Origin of the sequence: Microcoleus sp. MOSTC5 (genome assembly GCF_036701825.1) — a bacterium.
GTDB lineage: Bacteria > Cyanobacteriota > Cyanobacteriia > Cyanobacteriales > Microcoleaceae > Microcoleus > Microcoleus asticus.
In genome coordinates, this window is record NZ_JAUBRK010000030.1 from 73,452 (window position 1) to 90,285 (window position 16,834).

General features: G+C 46.9%; 18 protein-coding genes and 3 pseudogenes. 4 read left to right on the plus strand and 17 right to left on the minus strand.

The genetic code is table 11. The features are described from left to right. Positions 1-416 precede the first annotated feature (416 nt). Positions 417-752: a 30S ribosomal protein S6 gene (rpsF, locus tag QUA54_RS17955; RefSeq protein ID WP_006631907.1), complete on the minus strand. Its 336-nt coding sequence runs from the start codon at positions 750-752 to the stop codon at positions 417-419. Between the two features lie 129 nt (positions 753-881). Here rpsF and QUA54_RS17960 point away from each other — a divergent pair, with 129 nt between their 5' ends. After that, positions 882-1,685, plus strand: coding sequence for a carbohydrate ABC transporter permease (locus QUA54_RS17960; RefSeq protein WP_445301564.1), 804 nt, complete (start codon positions 882-884; stop codon positions 1,683-1,685). A 372-nt stretch (positions 1,686-2,057) separates the two neighbouring features. Here the strand turns inward: QUA54_RS17960 and QUA54_RS17965 are convergent, their stop codons facing one another. Then, positions 2,058-4,613 carry an HDIG domain-containing metalloprotein gene (locus tag QUA54_RS17965; protein WP_333415677.1) on the minus strand — a complete coding sequence of 852 codons (2,556 nt, stop codon included), beginning with the start codon at positions 4,611-4,613 and terminating at the stop codon, positions 2,058-2,060. Positions 4,614-4,697: 84 nt separating this feature from the next. On the opposite strand from QUA54_RS17965, the gene QUA54_RS17970 reads away from it, so the two are divergent. Further along, a complete protein-coding gene (locus QUA54_RS17970) occupies positions 4,698-4,955 on the plus strand; it encodes a hypothetical protein (protein WP_333415678.1) in 258 nt (85 codons plus the stop codon). A gap of 102 nt (positions 4,956-5,057) precedes the next feature. Here QUA54_RS17970 and QUA54_RS17975 read toward each other — a convergent pair whose 3' ends face one another. The 6 genes from QUA54_RS17975 to glyA all read right to left on the minus strand — a co-directional run bounded on the left by QUA54_RS17975 (position 5,058) and on the right by glyA (position 11,570). Then, the gene (locus QUA54_RS17975) at positions 5,058-6,206 is read right to left on the minus strand and encodes an ADP-ribosylglycohydrolase family protein (RefSeq protein ID WP_333415679.1); all 1,149 of its coding nucleotides are present in this window, start codon (positions 6,204-6,206) and stop codon (positions 5,058-5,060) included. Between the two features lie 183 nt (positions 6,207-6,389). Further along, positions 6,390-6,830 (minus strand): type II 3-dehydroquinate dehydratase, encoded by a 441-nt coding sequence (aroQ, locus tag QUA54_RS17980; protein WP_333198761.1) that lies wholly within the window; start codon positions 6,828-6,830, stop codon positions 6,390-6,392. 119 nt (positions 6,831-6,949) lie between these two features. Continuing rightward, positions 6,950-7,087: a hypothetical protein gene (locus QUA54_RS17985; RefSeq protein ID WP_006631912.1), complete on the minus strand. Its 138-nt coding sequence runs from the start codon at positions 7,085-7,087 to the stop codon at positions 6,950-6,952. A 299-nt stretch (positions 7,088-7,386) separates the two neighbouring features. Continuing rightward, positions 7,387-8,643: a competence/damage-inducible protein A gene (locus QUA54_RS17990; protein ID WP_333415680.1), complete on the minus strand. Its 1,257-nt coding sequence runs from the start codon at positions 8,641-8,643 to the stop codon at positions 7,387-7,389. 133 nt (positions 8,644-8,776) lie between these two features. After that, positions 8,777-9,832, minus strand: a complete 1,056-nt coding sequence (locus tag QUA54_RS17995; RefSeq protein WP_172188067.1) for a glycosyltransferase family 4 protein — start codon at positions 9,830-9,832, stop codon at positions 8,777-8,779. Positions 9,833-10,286: 454 nt separating this feature from the next. Beyond that, a complete protein-coding gene (glyA, locus tag QUA54_RS18000) occupies positions 10,287-11,570 on the minus strand; it encodes a serine hydroxymethyltransferase (protein WP_333415681.1) in 1,284 nt (427 codons plus the stop codon). A 168-nt stretch (positions 11,571-11,738) separates the two neighbouring features. On the opposite strand from glyA, the gene QUA54_RS18005 reads away from it, so the two are divergent. Beyond that, a complete protein-coding gene (locus QUA54_RS18005; protein WP_006631916.1) occupies positions 11,739-11,936 on the plus strand; it encodes a hypothetical protein in 198 nt (65 codons plus the stop codon). A gap of 142 nt (positions 11,937-12,078) precedes the next feature. Continuing rightward, complete coding sequence (locus tag QUA54_RS18010; protein WP_333415682.1) at positions 12,079-12,552, plus strand: Tic20 family protein; 474 nt, start codon at positions 12,079-12,081, stop codon at positions 12,550-12,552. A gap of 84 nt (positions 12,553-12,636) precedes the next feature. Here the strand turns inward: QUA54_RS18010 and QUA54_RS18015 are convergent, their stop codons facing one another. The 9 genes and pseudogenes from QUA54_RS18015 to QUA54_RS18050 all read right to left on the minus strand — a co-directional run. After that, positions 12,637-13,416: a fumarylacetoacetate hydrolase family protein gene (locus QUA54_RS18015; RefSeq protein WP_333415683.1), complete on the minus strand. Its 780-nt coding sequence runs from the start codon at positions 13,414-13,416 to the stop codon at positions 12,637-12,639. Positions 13,417-14,124: 708 nt separating this feature from the next. Then, positions 14,125-14,280: a hypothetical protein gene (locus tag QUA54_RS18020; protein ID WP_333415684.1), complete on the minus strand. Its 156-nt coding sequence runs from the start codon at positions 14,278-14,280 to the stop codon at positions 14,125-14,127. A gap of 25 nt (positions 14,281-14,305) precedes the next feature. Then, positions 14,306-14,701: an ISAzo13-like element transposase-related protein gene (locus tag QUA54_RS18025; RefSeq protein WP_333415685.1), complete on the minus strand. Its 396-nt coding sequence runs from the start codon at positions 14,699-14,701 to the stop codon at positions 14,306-14,308. Positions 14,702-14,746: 45 nt separating this feature from the next. Beyond that, a pseudogene (locus tag QUA54_RS18030) lies at positions 14,747-15,465 on the minus strand (IS1 family transposase). 73 nt (positions 15,466-15,538) lie between these two features. Further along, a complete protein-coding gene (locus QUA54_RS18035) occupies positions 15,539-15,772 on the minus strand; it encodes a transposase (protein ID WP_333415686.1) in 234 nt (77 codons plus the stop codon). Between the two features lie 60 nt (positions 15,773-15,832). Next, positions 15,833-16,021, minus strand: coding sequence for a hypothetical protein (locus QUA54_RS18040; protein ID WP_333415687.1), 189 nt, complete (start codon positions 16,019-16,021; stop codon positions 15,833-15,835). A gap of 77 nt (positions 16,022-16,098) precedes the next feature. Further along, the gene (locus QUA54_RS18045) at positions 16,099-16,416 is read right to left on the minus strand and encodes a winged helix-turn-helix domain-containing protein (RefSeq protein ID WP_333415688.1); all 318 of its coding nucleotides are present in this window, start codon (positions 16,414-16,416) and stop codon (positions 16,099-16,101) included. A gap of 126 nt (positions 16,417-16,542) precedes the next feature. Continuing rightward, positions 16,543-16,635: pseudogene (locus QUA54_RS34495) on the minus strand (DUF3955 domain-containing protein); the annotation flags it as partial. 15 nt (positions 16,636-16,650) lie between these two features. Continuing rightward, positions 16,651-16,834: pseudogene (locus QUA54_RS18050) on the minus strand (ISKra4 family transposase); the annotation flags it as partial.

The following is a 16,834-nucleotide window of genomic DNA, read 5'->3' on the forward strand; positions in this document are numbered from 1 at the left end:
CATTTAATCCTCACTGTTTAAACATTAAAGCACTTTCGTAATTTTATAAATCTAGTAAGTAGGTAGCCGCTGTCAAACAAACTTATGTTAAGAATTGTAAAGTATCCTTAGCCCTAAGCGTGGCTAAGTTAGCCCTGCTTACATATTGTTCCATAGATCGGTTTAATCCCGCTTACCTACTTATAATTTCAATTAACATCAAGTCCCGCCCTAAAGAAACTATGCTGTACCCACAATTGCAAAGATCCCCCTAGCCTCTTTTTCAGAAGGATGCCAGGGGGAGCGAAAGGCTCTGACGTTAGTTTTTCAAGTTGTGTGTACAGGGTAGCCCTTAAGAAAGGCGTGCCGGGGAATAAGCGGCGCTAATCGTCAAACAGTAGACTGGTACTACATAAGACGTTAAGTTGACACGAATGCTACTCGGCGACTTCCGCTTCCGCTTCCGCTTCCGGTGCATCTGGCACATCTTGCTTGATTGTCAAATAGCGAATCACTTCTTCGCTCAGACGCATCGCGCGCTCCAGGGTAAAAATTGCAGCGCCCGGAGCTGTATAGTTCATTTGAACGTATACTCCGTCCCGGTGCTTGCCGATTTCGTAAGCCAAACGGCGCTTGCCGCGGTGCTGAGTTTCGATGCTTTCAGCACCTTGATCGCGCAAAATAGTTTGATATTTAGCGATCGCCTGGTCTGTCATTTCCTCACCCAAATCTGGGCGCAGAATGTACATAGTTTCGTAAATAAACGGTTTCATGGCAATAATCCCCTTATGGACAACAAGGCTTCTCACGAAGCAAGGACTTATAATCATATCCCAACAATGAACAATCTCAAAACCAAAAAACCAAATTCCCCAAACAACACTCCCTCGCGGTGGAGCACCATGTGGACGTACAGCATCATGAGCGCGATCGCACTTTTAATGCTGTTTCCCCTGCTGTGGCTTCTGAGTACCTCTCTCAAATCCCCCACCGAAAACATTTTTCAATTTCCCCCGCAACTGTGGCCGCAGCAGCCAACCCTCGAAAACTTCATCAAAGTTTGGCAAACCAACCCCTTCGGCCGCTACCTGTTCAACAGCACCCTGATTGCCGGCCTCACAGTTAGCATCAACGTCCTCTTTTGCGCCCTCGCCGCTTACCCCTTAGCCAGACTCAACTTTCGAGGCCGCGAAGCCATCTTAATCACGATCGTTTCCACAATCATGATTCCTTTCCAAATAGTCATGATTCCCTTATACATATTGACTGTACAACTCGGACTAAAAAATAGTTATTTAGGCGTAATCTTTCCCGGACTAGCCTCAGCCTTCGGCATCTTTTTATTACGACAAGCATTCCTAGCAGTTCCCAAAGAACTAGAAGAAGCCGCCCGCATCGACGGCTGTACAGAATTAGGCATTTGGTGGCACGTCATGATTCCGGCAATTAAGCCTGCTTTAGTTACTTTAGGAATTTTTGTATTTATCGGTTCTTGGAGCGACTTTCTGTGGCCGCTGCTAGTTTTAGACAGGCCAGAATATTACACGTTACCTTTAGGCGTAGCCAATTTAGCCGGGACATTTTCTTTGGATTGGCGTTTAGTTGCGGCGGGTTCCATTATTTCTATTGTTCCAGTTTTAGGACTATTTTTGCTTTTGCAAAAATACATTGTGCCGACAGAAACAGCCGCCGGAGTCAAGGGATAGAATCAAGATAAACAATCGGCATTTATCTGCGTTCATCTGCGGTTAAAAATTCAAATATTTTGAACTCACAACTCACCAAATTTATTGGTTATGTAGGAACGATCAGAAATCCGCTGGAGCGTTGACCGCGCTGAGGTTGTAGATACTATCATCGCTTTTGCAAATGCGATCGATGCCCAAGACTGGCAAAAATTGCGATCGCATCTAGCAGACCAAATAGATATCGACTATTCAGAATTCCCAGGAATCAAACAAACTGTAGTAATTTTCAGCGACAATACTCAAGTGCATGGCGCTTTGCGGGACACATCGCAATAAAATCTAATGCACAACTCAAATGCGATCCTAGGTTTCACAATTCAAAATTTCTTCCTACCTAGGAGTGAAAACTGCACTAGGATAAGCAATCCGCTTGTGATTAAACTGTTCCCAAACCCGCACAAAAATCTCCGCAATTAGAGACATATCCTCCCGAGTCAAACCCGAATCGAGCAACTGATTATCCTGCCAGCGAGCCCTCAAAATCCGATTAACCATATTCAAAGCCTCTTCATGAGTAGCATCCTTGAGCGATCGCAAAGCAGCCTCGCAAGAATCCGCCAGCATCAGAATCCCCGTTTCCCGCGACTGCGGAATCGGCCCATCGTAGCGAAAATCCTCCTCCCTCACTTCCCGACTTTCGATTGTTAACTTTGAATTATCCGCATCTGGCAAAGCAATCTTTAAATCTTCTGCTTCTTTTGCAGCAATTTGCTGCGCTTGGTGGTAGAAATAAGCAATTAACATTGTACCTTGGTGTTCCGGAATAAACGCCTGAATCGCCTTCGGCAGTCGATGCTTCCGCGCCATCACCAAGCCCTCGGTAACGTGCTTTTTAATAATCTCCGCGCTCGCCCAAGGGTCATTAATTTGATCGTGTTTGTTGGCTCCGCCCATTTGATTTTCACAAAACCCGAGCGGGTCGTGCATTTTTCCAATATCGTGGTATAATGTGCCAGTTCTGACCAGCTCTACATTGCAGCCGAGCTCCCGAGCCGCAGCCTCCGCCAAACTCGCCACAAACAGCGTGTGCTGAAAAGTCCCCGGAGCCTCGGCAGCCAACTTCTTCAACAGCGGGCGGTTGGGATTGGCAAGTTCCGCAAGCCGGATCGGCGTAATCAAGTCAAAAACGTGTTCCAAATAAGGGCTGATGCCGATCGCCACAACGCTCCAAGCCAAACCCGCCAAACTTTGCGCGCCCACCGTACCGAGTACGACGTACCAAATCGCACCGGCAGCCGCGCTGGCAATCAAAGTCCCCACCAGATAAACCGTACCCTGAGTCAAACCGACAGCCACTCCCAAAAGAGCCAATTCCTCGCGCGATCGCAGTCGCCCCGCCATAAAAGCGCCCAGCAATCCCCCTGCCCCGCTAGCCACCAAATGAATTAACTCCACATTTAAGCCAACGGGCAGCAGCGCCGACAGCAGCCCCACCACAGTCACTCCCACCGCCGAACCGTAGAAGCCACCGGCTAAAATCCCGATCGCCGGCAAACTCGTCCAAGGCAGGCCCAAACTCACCAGCACCGGCGCGCTCAAAGTCAGCAGCAGCAATAGCAAATGATCTCTGCGGCGCAAGCGGTAGTGCCTTTCCACGAGCAGTACGATCGCAATTGCCCCTCCGACTAAACAAACAAAACCCGTCAGCCCCAGCCAATTCACCCCCCGCCGGCTCAAACCAAAATAGTCCAGCAACACGAAATCTTGCTGCGCGATTTCTGTTCCTTCTGCAACAATTATCTCGCCCTGCTCTACTGCGATCATCACCGGTTTGACCTTTTGCGCCGCTAATTCAGCTAGCTGTTTGGTTTCCTCGGGATCTCTCACCAGATTTGGCTGCAAAATCGCTGTTAAACCCTCAATCGCCAAAGCTTGGGACTCTAACGGCACTTCATCTGCCACTTGCAGCTTCACAGCTTCTTTCAAAATTTCTTTTGGCAACCCCTGCAAGATACCTTGAGCCAACATCCTTTTTGCCGCGCGACTCATACCCGTTTGGGTTTTCTGCCAAGCTGCTTCGGACAAATCAAACAGCGAAGTATCGTAAATCTGTGGGAGTCCTAAAACCGACTGCTTTCCAAGCGCCTCCACAGCATTGAGATAGCGTCGGCGAGCAGAGGAAATAGTCTCTGTCAGGCTTTGAAAGTCTGCCGCCCGCACCGATCGGCTGTAAGCTTGCAGTTGAGCGACAGCATCTTGCTGAGACTTGTTCTGCGTCTGCCCAGCCATTGCGGGGGAATCCAAACTCAACCGCTCGGAAGTTGCACTGTTGTCCCCCGCTTGCGCCAAAATAGATCGCCACTCCCACTCGGGACAGCCCCGCAAGTAAACCTGAGCCGCATTTGAGAGCGCCGAGGGACTCACAAACGGAAACGGGCCTACCGCCGCCCGCAGCTCGCTCCCCTGCTGCAAAAATTGTTGCAATTCTTGATAAATTTGTCGATCGACCGCAGGATCGAGCATTAATATCGCTACAGCCCCGATCCGCGCTGCTTTCCGCTGTTCTTCAGTAGTTTTGTAATCGGGGATGCTAGCACTAGCAGGAGCCTTAATCGTCTCAGGAGCTTTCGTCCCCACATCCAGTTTCGGCTGGTTGTAGAAGCGGTGGCCCAGAGTGCTGCTTAGGGAAACTACCGCTACGAGCGCCAACATAGGGGAACGAGCTTGATTTTTGAGGCTTGATTTTGAGGTTTTACTTGTAAATAAACTCGTAAAAGTCTCGGGCAGAACCAATTTCTGGCGCGACAAGCGGCTCAGGAGAGGCCCGCCAGGGCGTGAGGTATCTGCTTTGCTGCCGCCATTTTGCACTTTAGCAATATGTTGGCGCAGTGAGCGCGCAGCCCCTAGCTGCTCAATCTGCCGCATCAATGAGGAGAGCGTATTCATTTGTGTCGAAGATATATCACTGTTATCCAGCAGCTTTGTCAGAATTTCTGACGGTGCATCTTGATTGAGTTTATCCGAACTACCGTGGCTGAATATTCAACCGCCCAGGCTACTTTGCCTGACTATCGGCTGCTGTTGGGTTTTCTGACTGTTTTCCTAACTTTAGCCAACAACGCAAGCAGCTTCTTTGCTTCCCTTGTCCATCTTGAACAAAACTCGCGCGCCAGGGCTAAAAACCCTGTTTCTCCGTTGATTATTCGTTTCTCAACCCCATATTCTCGTAGAAACCCGGTGTTTTGGGGCAAGCGCGTCCGATTTAATTTTTTACTTTTTAATCTTTAATTGTCGCTCTCCTTCGGCTTGCGTTTTTGACTTGTTAATTGCTAATTGCTAATTTCTCATTGCTAATTAATACTTTCCCCTCCCTGTTAAAAGCTCAAAAATTTATACTTTACGAGGTCTAATGACATAAGGTGCAGCCACCGCTCGGGCTAGCGCTGCGGAATCCATGCCGGCATCGGGCCTGTAAACTCCTGCCCAAACAGCAAACAGGTTATTTGCTAACTCTACAATTTTTGCATCGCTGCCCGTTCCCCAGAGCGAGGGTTCTTCGCCACAAGCCAACGCCTGCGGTTCAACGGTAACCGAAGATACCTGTCGCCATTCTACAGGAATCGCAGCAGCACCGTTGTAAGCTCCAGACAAAGCTCCCGTCAAAGCGCAGGTGAGTTGTGTGGCTATGCCACAGCGGGCCGCCCGCACTACTGACAAGCGCAAGTCTTCTGGGGTGTTCAAGAAGCAGTAGAAAGCTAAGGCAATGGGAATAAAATTTTCTGGGTTGACAGTTGACTCCGTTTGTAGTTTCTTCTCGCCTTTGCCCTGTGTTTCTCTCAAAGCTGTGGCGCTTTTGCAAAGATGAGTTGCCGCTGTTTCTAAATCGGCTCCCTGTTTTAGTAGTATTTGCACTTGCAGCAGCAGCTCTGTTAAGGCATTATCTGTTTTCACGTAGGCAATTGTTTGCTCGATGGCTGTCGCGGGGTCAAGTCTATCTTTGAGAGTTCTGGCGATCCCATATCCTACTGCTAAAATTGCTGTATCCCATTCTGGCTTGTTGGCGTTGGGCCAAACCTCTATCGCCAGCATGATTTTTTCTCGCAGCTTGGCTTTATTTTCGTGAAAAAACATCGCAGCAGGCAGCGCAGCAATGGCAGCTTCAGAAGGGTTAAGCAGGCTTTGAAACTCACTGCTTAGCGGAGGATAGATTTCGGAATTGGCAAATGCTTCCCAAGTATCGCGCCAATCTTTTAAATCTAAACCCCTACCCCGAATTAAACTTTGAGCGCACGCCACCGCAAGTCTCCCGGATTCGGATGATTGTTTGCCAGTTGGGATTTTGCTGTTGGGAGAATTCAACCCCCATGTTGGCCCGCTCTGTGTCAATTGTTGGTGTTTCGTCAGTTGTAAAATCGGCGGCAAGTCTCCTGTTTGGGGGGGAATACCCACGAGTTGCCTTTGGTATTGCAGACCTATAGAGTCTCCTAAAACTGCCCCCAGGATGGTTCCTTGAAACTTGCTCAACAGGGAATGCCGCATTTTAATTTAACTCAAGTTCCTAGTAATTGGTAATTGGTAATTGGTAATTTATAATTGGCAATTTATAATTCTTCTTGGTTTCCCTTTTTGCCTAACTCTTCTGATTAATTTGAATGACAACCAAACATATAAGGGCTGGTTTTCCATATAAAACCTGCCCTCCTCTGAACAATCAGTTAATTTTTAATTTTCCATCAGGTAACTAACTAGAGCTTGCAGCCCCAGCCGGTAACTTTCTGAGCCAAAACCGCTGATTTGCCCGATCGCCACCGCTGCGATAAACGAGTGATGGCGAAAAGCTTCCCGCCGGTAAATATTGCTCAGATGAACTTCTACCGCAGGGATATTCACCGCGGCGATCGCGTCTCTAATTGCCACACTCGTATGAGTATAAGCTCCAGCATTAATCAATAAGCCTTGGTGCTGCCCTAACATCGAGTGAATTGCATCCACCAAGACCCCTTCATGATTCGACTGCTGAATAGAGACTTTCACCTGGAGGGCTTGCGCTTCTCGTTCTAGCAACTTGTTGATATCATTTAAAGTCGCAGAACCATAAACTCCAGGTTCTCGCTGACCCAATAGATTCAGATTAGGGCCGTGAAGTACCAGGATATTTAACAATTTTAAAATTTCCAGCGCAACAAAAATTATGAGAGTTTTGACTTTGGATTTACAACCAGTCTGTAACCTCAAAGCTCAAACCTCAAACCTGAAACCTCAAACTTCAAACCCACTCCCGACTACCGGCGATTCCTCGGTTGGTTGACAGGAATACGAATCGGTTCGAGTTCCGGTTCAGGTTCGGGACTCAGCAGTCCTTCTATCAGCTTGCGAACCCATTCTTTAATTTGTTCCAGCACCTTTTCAATGTCTTCCATTGAACGGATAGCTCCTTTTTTTATAGTCTAGATTGCTAAACCGACGGCTAAATATCTGAAAATAAGCAAGCACGACTTTTAAACCCAAGGTCAAACTTGCTTTCTCGCTTGCTGGTTATTTTGAGCAATGGAGAGAGTCAGTATATTGGCCAATCAGTCCTATCTTATTATCATAACGAATCTTTACAGATAATCAATAGGCCAGCGGAAGATTGCCGAACTATTTCGGAGTACAGAGTGTTAAATAAAGCTTAAGCTTACGGCTGACTGTTGACAATTGACAAGACGCTGGATATTTTTTACGCTTTTGCAAACAATAATTTACGCCGGAGCCGATCGAGCGCCGTACAGCTACTCAGATTCCGAATCCAATCGCGCCCTCGGGCATCGCCAAAGCGGTATTCAAAACTTTCTGCGTCGCCGTCGGGGCCCGCTAAACCGACATACACCAATCCGACAGGTTTAGCGTCTGTGCCGCCTCCGGGCCCGGCGATGCCTGTAATGCTCAATCCCCAATTGGTATTGAGGCTGGCGCGAACTCCCGCAGCCATTTGTTTGGCCACTTGGTGGCTGACTGCCCCAAACTCGGCTAAATCTTGCGGATTCACACCTAATAATCCTTCCTTGACCCGATTGTCGTAAGAAATAATCCCGCCTAAAAAGTAGCAAGAACTGCCGGCAACACCAGTCAGCATCGCCCCCAATCCTCCTCCGGTGCAGGATTCAGCCACGCTGAGAGTTTGCCCCGCATCCAGCAACAATTGACCGACAGTCGAAGCGAGGGTATCGCTATCAGCACCGTAACAGTCTAAGCCGGCAATTTGCCGCAATTGTTGTTCGATCGGCTCAATCAAATTTTTAGCAGCCACTTCCGACTCTGCGCGGGCTGAAATCCGCAGTTTGACTTCGCCGTGATTGGCGTAGGGAGCCACAGTAGGATTAGTTAAATTCAGAAAACTATCTACTTTTTCGGCCAATGCCGACTCAGCAATGCCCCAAAATTTCAATGTGCGACTGTAAATAGTTTCGCTGCACCAGCCGCCATTTTTCAGGTAAGGAACGGCGGTTTCTCGCCACATCAAGTGCAATTCCGCCGGTACGCCGGGAAATGTCATTACTGTCACGTTAGAAACCGGTTGCCAAATAATGCCCGGTGCAGAACCGCTGCGGTTCGGCAGAATGTCCGCAGTTTCTGGAATTAAAGCTTGTTTGCGGTTGCTGGGACTCATGGTGCGTCCCCGCTGGGCGAATTTGTATTCGATATCTGCGATAATTTCCGGCTTTTCTATTAAGGGAACCCCAAAAAAATCGGCGATCGTTTCGACTGTCAGGTCGTCTGGTGTGGGCCCGAGACCTCCGGTGAAGAGCAAAATCTGCGATCGGCTGACGGCGATTTCTAACACTTGTTTGATGCGTTCTGGATTGTCCCCCACCACTGTTTGATAGTAGTGAGGGATTCCCAGACTCGCTAATTCTTTGGCTAAAAACTGGGCATTGCTATTAAGAATATCGCCTAACAGCAATTCAGTGCCAACACAAATAATTTCAGCAACCATGCAATTTTAGATTTTAGATTTTAGATTTTAGATTTGGGATTGGGGAATTGGGGGATTGGGGAATTGGGGATTGGGCATGGAGCATTAGAAATTATTTTTCTTCCTTCTTCCTTCTTCCTTCTTCCTTCTTCCTTCACCTAGCGTGTCTCCAAACTTTCCAGCTAGCATATCCCAGCAAACTTGTTGCACCCATAGCGTAAATTACGCCGCTCGGAAGCGAAAAAGCTAGGGCTAAACTTCCTACCCACAGTGTCAGCGAGTAAATAAATAAAACCGCAAATCGATGAGATAGTCCGGCTTGTAGAAGTCGGTGGTGGAGGTGGCGCTTGTCAGCAATAAACGGTGACTTGCCGTTGCGCAGTCGATCGAGAATCACCGCCGACATATCTAAAATCGGTACAGCTAAAATTAAATATGGCAGCAACACAGAAGTAACAGCCGTAGTTTTAACCAACCCAATTACTCCCACTCCAGCGAGAGTAAACCCGATAAAATAAGCCCCGCCATCTCCCATAAAGATTTGGGCCGGATTGAAGTTGTAGCGCAGAAATCCCAAGGCCCCGCCAGCTAAAGCCGCTGCAATTAGGGCCGCCGCCGGTTGGTGCATCGACAGACTGACAATCAGCATCACAACTGCTGCAATCCCTGAAACTCCGGCAGCTAAACCGTCCAAACCGTCAATCCAATTGATGGCGTTGGCCATGCCGACGAGCCAAATCACGGTAATTGGCAAGCTCAGCCAGCCAATATCTGTCAGTCCCAAGGAGGGAACTGTGAGAAACTCAATTTTTACCCCTGCCATCCAAGCGATGCTGGATACGCCAATTTGCATGAGCAAACGTTTTAAGGCCGACAGGGAAAATAAGTCGTCTGCTAAACCGATGAGGAAGAATCCGATGCCACCGAGGGTGACTCCCCAAATTTCGTATTCGTCTTTGGGATTGAGAACTTGTCCGCTAGCATCGATGAAGCCTCCTGAAAGCCAGACAAATAAGAGGGCACTGAGAGTGCCGAGAAAGATGGAAACTCCTCCCAAGCGCACCATCGGGCGCTGGTGGACTTTTCGCTCGCCTGGCCGATCGACTCGCCCGCTTTTGAGACCAATTTTTTTGACTATTGGCGTACTCCAGAGGACGACGATCGCAGAAATCAGAAAAGCTACTACGTGGTACAGATACTGGTACGGCATCTGAAATCAATATTAAATAGTGCGGGGCAATTAGTCTGTCAGGCAGAGTCTACTACATTTCAGATGGCTTATAACAAGGAAACATCTTGAAGAGCGACTGGGGGTTTGGGAGTCGGAGATTTGCCGCAATGGCAGTTGCCCTGGGGCGAATTGTCAGGTTTTTCATTCATAACTCTCGAATTAACGATTTGAAATATCGACTCTTTCGCGAGCAAAAAAGTCGATATTTGGCGAGCGGGCCCAGTTGAGCGGTATCTTTCGCAACCTACAAATACCGTTATTCAAACCAGCCCCGCCCGACAAATATCTTTACTAAAAACCGTCTTGGCGAGCGATATTTTTGGTGAAAACCTCTTGTCAATATCGCTACCGGCAACTCTCAATCTTTTCCTGCTCTTTTACCCTTTTACCCGTACACTTCCAACTACCAATTCCCCATTGCCGATCAGGAAAATTAAGCTAATGCCGGCACTTTCAAGTACAAGTGCGGATATAACGGGAAGCGATCGCACAGCGCTGCTACTCGTCGCAGGCAGTCGGCGGCGACGCTTTCATCATCTGGATTTAGCAGGCGATCGGCGATAATATTGCCAATCTCGGTAAATTCTGCTGTTCCCATTCCCCTGGTGGTCATCGCCGGCGAACCGAGTCTCAAACCGCTGGTGACAAAGGGTGATGCCGGATCGAACGGCACGGTATTTTTATTAGCAGTAATATTCACACTGCTGACTAATTGGTCCGCTCGCTTGCCTGTCATATTTACCGATTGCAAATCAACTAGCATTAAGTGATTGTCTGTGCCGCCGGAAACGAGTTTTAAACCCCGCTGCTGCAACTGTGCAGCTAATGCGCGTGCATTTTCAATTACTTGACCGGAATAAGTTTTAAATTCAGGCTTTAATGCTTCGCCGAAAGCTACTGCTTTGCCCGCAATCACGTGTTCTAAGGGGCCACCTTGAGTGCCGGGGAAAACTGCTTTGTCGAACTTTTTGCCTAATTCCGGGTCATTAGTCATAATCAAGCCACCACGGGGGCCGCGCAGGGTTTTGTGAGTGGTGGTGGTGACTGCGTGACAGTGGGGGAGGGGGTTGGGGTGGTGTCCTGTGGCGACTAACCCGGCGATGTGGGCGATGTCGGCGAGCAGGTAGGCTCCGATTTCGTCGGCGATCGCTCTAAACTTCTCAAAGTCGATAATTCGCGAATATGCTGAATAGCCGCAAATTAGCAATTTCGGTCGGTTTTCTTTTGCCAGTGCCAAAATTTCGTCGTAGTCGAGCTGTTCTGTTTCTTGGCTGACGCCGTAGTGAAAAGCTTTGAACCATTTGCCTGATACGTTGACCGGCGAACCGTGGGTCAAGTGTCCGCCGTGGGACAAATCCATGCCCATAATTCCGTCTCCTGGTTCCAGCAGGCTCAAAAACACTGCAAAGTTGGCTTGAGCGCCGGAGTGGGGCTGGACGTTGGCGTGAGCGGCTCCAAATAGCTGTTTGGCGCGGTCGATCGCAATTTGCTCGATACCGTCAATAAATTCGCAGCCGCCGTAGTAGCGTTTCGCTGGCAGTCCTTCGGCGTATTTATTGGTCAGCACTGAGCCTTGAGCTGCCATTACCGCTGCGGAGGTAAAGTTTTCGCTGGCGATGAGTTCTAGGTGGTCTCGCTGCCGCTGGAGCTCTTGCCCGATTAAATCGGCAATGAGCGGATCGGTTTTGGAAAGGAATTCTAAGTTACAGTCCGTCACAATAATCAACCTCTTGACAAATTTGGGATTGGGAATTGGGGATCTTATACCGTACTACGGATTTCGCACTATTGACATAAATATTACGTTGTGTTCAGGTTAAGCGGTTTGTCCCCAACTCCTGACATACAATGAAATTACTGGTGTGAAACCTGCCGGAGGTATCAAATGTTAGTCATTTTAATGGAAAATCAGATGCTTGCCCCTCAGTGTGTTTGCCAAAGTTGTTTGCTGGCAGATCGCACAGGGCAACCGCGCTGGAGCGGTGGAGAGCTTCGCTGCGGTCATCCAGTTGCTAAACCTACGGAAAATTTGCCCGATCGGTACGAGTGTCAAATGGGCTTCGTCATTGCCAATATTAAATAAGAAAGCCTGCATGGGGTAGTTGAGGCTACTCCCCGCTGAGTGAAAAGCAAGTTCCGGCAGAGTCGAAACACAAACCCTGCTGCTGCGTTATCCTGAGTTTAATGGAATTCATAGTTAATCGATCGACTCAGGAGAGTTCATTATGACTTGGCGCGGATCTACAACTGTTCCAGACCGGATTTTTGCTTCTTTGCCTTATTTGCTCCCGTTGATTGACGGGCTTGCCTTTGGCAGGTTTCTGTTTACACAGTTTCCTGTCCTGCAACTGTTGTTGATACCGCTAGCTCCATTGATGCAAATTTATAGTTTGCCCTTTGCTAGCTTGATTATCTTCTTTGCCCTGTATTTAGGAGTAGTTAGAAACGAAAACATCAGTCACTTCATTCGTTTTAATGCGATGCAGGCGATTCTTTTAGACATTGTTTTGATGCTGTGCGGTCTAGTTTTGCCGATTTTTTCTAAAGGATTGCAAGTCGCATTTGTTGCCGAAACGCTGTATAACATGGTGTTTTTTGGCGCTTTTGCTGCATTTATCTATGCAGTCGTTCAGTCGCTTTTGGGACGCTATGCAGAGATTCCTCCGCTTTCGGATGCTGTTTATATGCAGGTTCGTTAGTCAATTGGCAGTTGGCAGTTGGCAGTTGACCCTTCGGCTTCGCTCAGGGCAATGTAGTTGTTAGTTGTTGGTGATAATTACCAATTACCAATTACCAATTACTACGGTATTTTCAAGGCTGCCGATGCCTTCTATTTCAATTATGACTCGATCGCCTATTTGTAGCGGCCCTACTCCTTGCGGCGTTCCAGTCAGTATCACATCGCCGGGAATTAGAGTCATTATTTGACTGATGTAGGAGACGAGAAAGTCTGGGGAAAATACCATGCGATCGATCTGGGATGACTGTACCGGTCGCTCGCTCTCATTGACAAAAGTCTGCAATTGTGCAGCAGGACTCAGTTCGCGGACAATCCAAGGCCCCAAGGGACAAAATGTATCGAACCCTTTGGCCCTGGCCCACTGGTTGTCCCGCTTTTGCAAATCTCTGGCTGTTACGTCGTTGGCGATAGTATATCCCCAAATTTTGCTGTGTGCTTGTTCGGGAGTGCAGTTAGTACAATGTTCGCCAATTACCAGGGCCAATTCTCCCTCGTAGTCTACCCTTTCCGACTGCTGCGGATAGCGAATCGCTGCACCTGCAGGGATTACAGCACTCGGAGGCTTGAAAAACAGCAGGGGTTCTTCCGGTACTGGGGTTCCCATCTCGGCGGCGTGATCGACATAATTTTTGCCTACGGCTACAATTTTTGAGGGAGAGCACGGGGCGAGAATTTGGTAAGTATCTGGTGAAAGTTCCAAATCGGTTGGTTGTCCTTTTAACCAGGGTGGTGCATCAAATACTTGAACGCTGTGGCTGAGTTGCAGTAAACCGTAATGGATGTGTCCTTGTGTTGTTTTAACTCGAACGTAGCGCTGGGCCATAGTATTTTAGATTTTAGGTTTTAGATTCTAGATTAAAAGGATAGCGGAATAGGACTTGCAGTACGATGTTCTCTCAACAATCGTCAGGGTTCCTACGGGCAAATCATGGTAATGAGCGATCGTTTGCCCTATTTCCCTAAGATGCGGCTTCTACGATATTATGTCATTGTTTCATAACAATTAGGTTTTTACCGAGAATTCAGTGCAAAGACTGAGTTGAGCGATTACCCTCGATTGGCTTACGCAATATTTACGCAATCAAAATCAAGTTTGTGTGAAATAATAGTAAATTACCTGTTCTTTGGCACGTAAATTAGCAGTTATGCTTACAGATTTACACAGGATTTTCCGAGTACGTAATTAGCACGATCTAGACAATAACAGAAATTTATTCCGCTCGGGCGTTTAAGTAATTTCGCTAAACGTAGTTTTAGTGTAATCTTGCTAGTAAATACGAATTAGTATCGGTTCGGAAGAAAAACAGAAATAGATCGAAGTTACGAAATTTCTATTTTGGGGGTGCATGAGAGTGATTATTAAAGGTTCTAGGGAAGCGCGATCGCACTTGGGAAATTTCCAGGGGCGTATTTTGATTGGGCGGGCTTTGTGTAAAGGTTTGTAACAAAAGCTGAGTTTTTGCATAAAAGTTGCGGGCCGAGACTGATAGATAAACAGAGGTTAGGGAGTTGCAAGAAAATAAGGTACCAATCAACCGGGGACAATCGTGATATCCCATTTGGGCAATGTCTCAGAACGCTGCCAGAAAGGATGGTACTGTTCTAACTCAGTTGGTAGGACTTTAATGCCTTTGTCATAGATGGTTTCGACGTGATGCACAATTGGTGCAATGCCCTTCCAAGTCATATTGGCAGCCCACTGTATAGCGGCTTCAACCGAGTCTAAAATTGCGCCGTTCCAATAATTTTCGCTTAGCAGCCCAACAGCGTTCAATGGGATTGTACTTGCTATGGTAAGGAGGATAGTAAATCAGTCGGATTTTTACATCAATCGCTTTGGATAGTTCAACCATGCGTTTGATAAATTGCGTTCGGTCCCTACGAGTTGCTGCACCACCATCAAGGTCAATCACCCATTCTGAGATATCGGGATAATCCTGTTGATTGTCTTTCCACCAAGCGGTTAAACAATCGACGATAAAATCACTGGTTTCAGCCGACTGACCCATATAAATCGATAACTGTTCGCTGTGGGTGTTGAGAATGCCAAAGGGGACTAAAACCGACTGCCAGTGAGTATCGTGGTCATCAGCCTTCTTTGGTTCCAACGTCCGGTAGTGCCCTGAAGGAAAGGATCAAAAAATTAACCGAATTCAAATAAAAGTACGCATCTGGAGTTGTAAATTATCATTATAATGATGTACAAAACGCCAAATTGCAGCAAGATGATTTTCTAATTTTTTAGAGAAGGCTAAGCTCTTTCTTACCAACGCTTGATACTCGTTGTCGAATAGTACAGTTGAAGCGCTCGATATAGCTAGTACAACCACTATCTTTGTCTACACGGCGCGATGACGTTTGCTGGGCAATACAGAATCATAAGCACTCCAATGGTCGGTATAAATTACTGCCGATTGACGGTAAACTGGTGACATTGAATTCCATAAAGCACTCTTCTGATACTGCGCTACGATCTCCAATGTGTACACCAACAATTTCCCTAGTCTGGGCATCCAATGCCAGCCATACCCACTGTTGATTTCCTTTATTATCGACTCTCCGACCATAGCTCATCCATCTGAACACTCAAGCGCTTTTTTGGCTTGGCACTCACCTCCACTTGCTTCTTAACAACAACAGAAGCGGTATTTACGTAGCGCTGTACTGTATCTTCTGACACTTGTAATACCCGAGCAATCCCGGTCTGGGAAATACGTTCAAGTAGCATCCGTGACATTAACTCTTCTTGTTCTTTAGTAATAGCTTTCCATGTCGGATTCAAAACAAATTGACGGCCACATTCTCGACATTTGTAATGAAAGTTTGTGAGGCCGAGTTTTACCGTTACGACTGACTGCTTCGCTCGCCACAATTAGGACAATGGGGAATTTCTACTGTCATATCACTAATGGTAAACACTTCTCTCTAATTGTTGTTATACCAATTTAATATGAAGCTGCATAGAATAGGGCTTCAAGAATAAACTTGTAAGATGACAACGAACTAATTTGCTCAGGTGTGATTTTTTCAAGAACTTGTTTCAATCGCTCTCGCAATTGCTTCAGTGTTGTAAAAACTTCTCCAACAAGTTGTTGTTTGATATATTCCCAGACCCTTTCAATTGGATTAAGTTCTGGACTATGTGAGGGTTGACAGACAGGAATTAAATTTTCGGGCACTGAGATAGTTTATTAGTGATGTGAGCACCCGCTCTATCCATGTGAATCAGGGCAATATCTTCACCCAATTAAGCGAGAAAGAGCGTCAATAAATTGCTGAAAATCTTCTCCGTTAAGCTCAGCATATTCTTGGCAAAAATGCCAGCCACTCAATGGTTCAACTACCCCATACAACCAAAAATTTTCACGTTTCCACAGTAGGGGAGCAACTGGTTTTACCCCCCTAGCTGTAATTAATTTTCCTGTCAATGTTTTCAATCCCAAACGGGTTTCATCTTGACACAAATATCGTAGCCTTTTGCCCTTACCAAAATATTTTTGAAAGGTCAATACTGCTGGAATGATGTTTTTTTAAAAAGCTCCACTGCTTCTACGTCCTGTAAAGCACTTTGCGGACGTGGCACTTTCAGTTTTGCGATGTGACGATAATGTACCCAGGCATAGACTGTTGCATAAGTCAGTTCTAAATTATACTCTGTTTTTAACCATTCCACAATTTCCCCGTAGCTTTTGAAAGGCGCTCCTGTTGCCAAGCGTTCTTTAAGTCCTGCTAATGCCTCAACAGTCAAGTGTGGTACTTGTCCGGGGGCTTTTTTTACCAACCATAATTCTGATATTCCACAAGTCGATACTTTTGTAACCACCGGCTTATCGTAGGGTTTGCTGAATAATTGATCGCAGACCACTAGCAGGAGTGATCGATATATTCAAACCGACTTAAAGATGAGTTTTTCCTGCTGATCTTGAGAGAAATATAAGCGCAAATTATGTTAAGTCCAAAAACAGGCTTTGTTTGATCCGCTCGACATAAAAACACATAAAAAACCCGGCGCCACCAGGTAGAAAGGTTCAGGGAGCATCCCGGTTTTGCAAAAGCCTCAAATAGCCAAGAGGTCATTGAGGTAAGCACAACGAAGTTTTAGCATTTGATTGACATTTTTTTTCAACCATTGAGCTCCGGAGATTTTCAACCTTCTATCTATTTGTTTGACCGTCGATTCCACGGCTCCCGAGCCGATGGAACAAATCTTGTCTGATGATAATTGCTCATAGTTAACAATT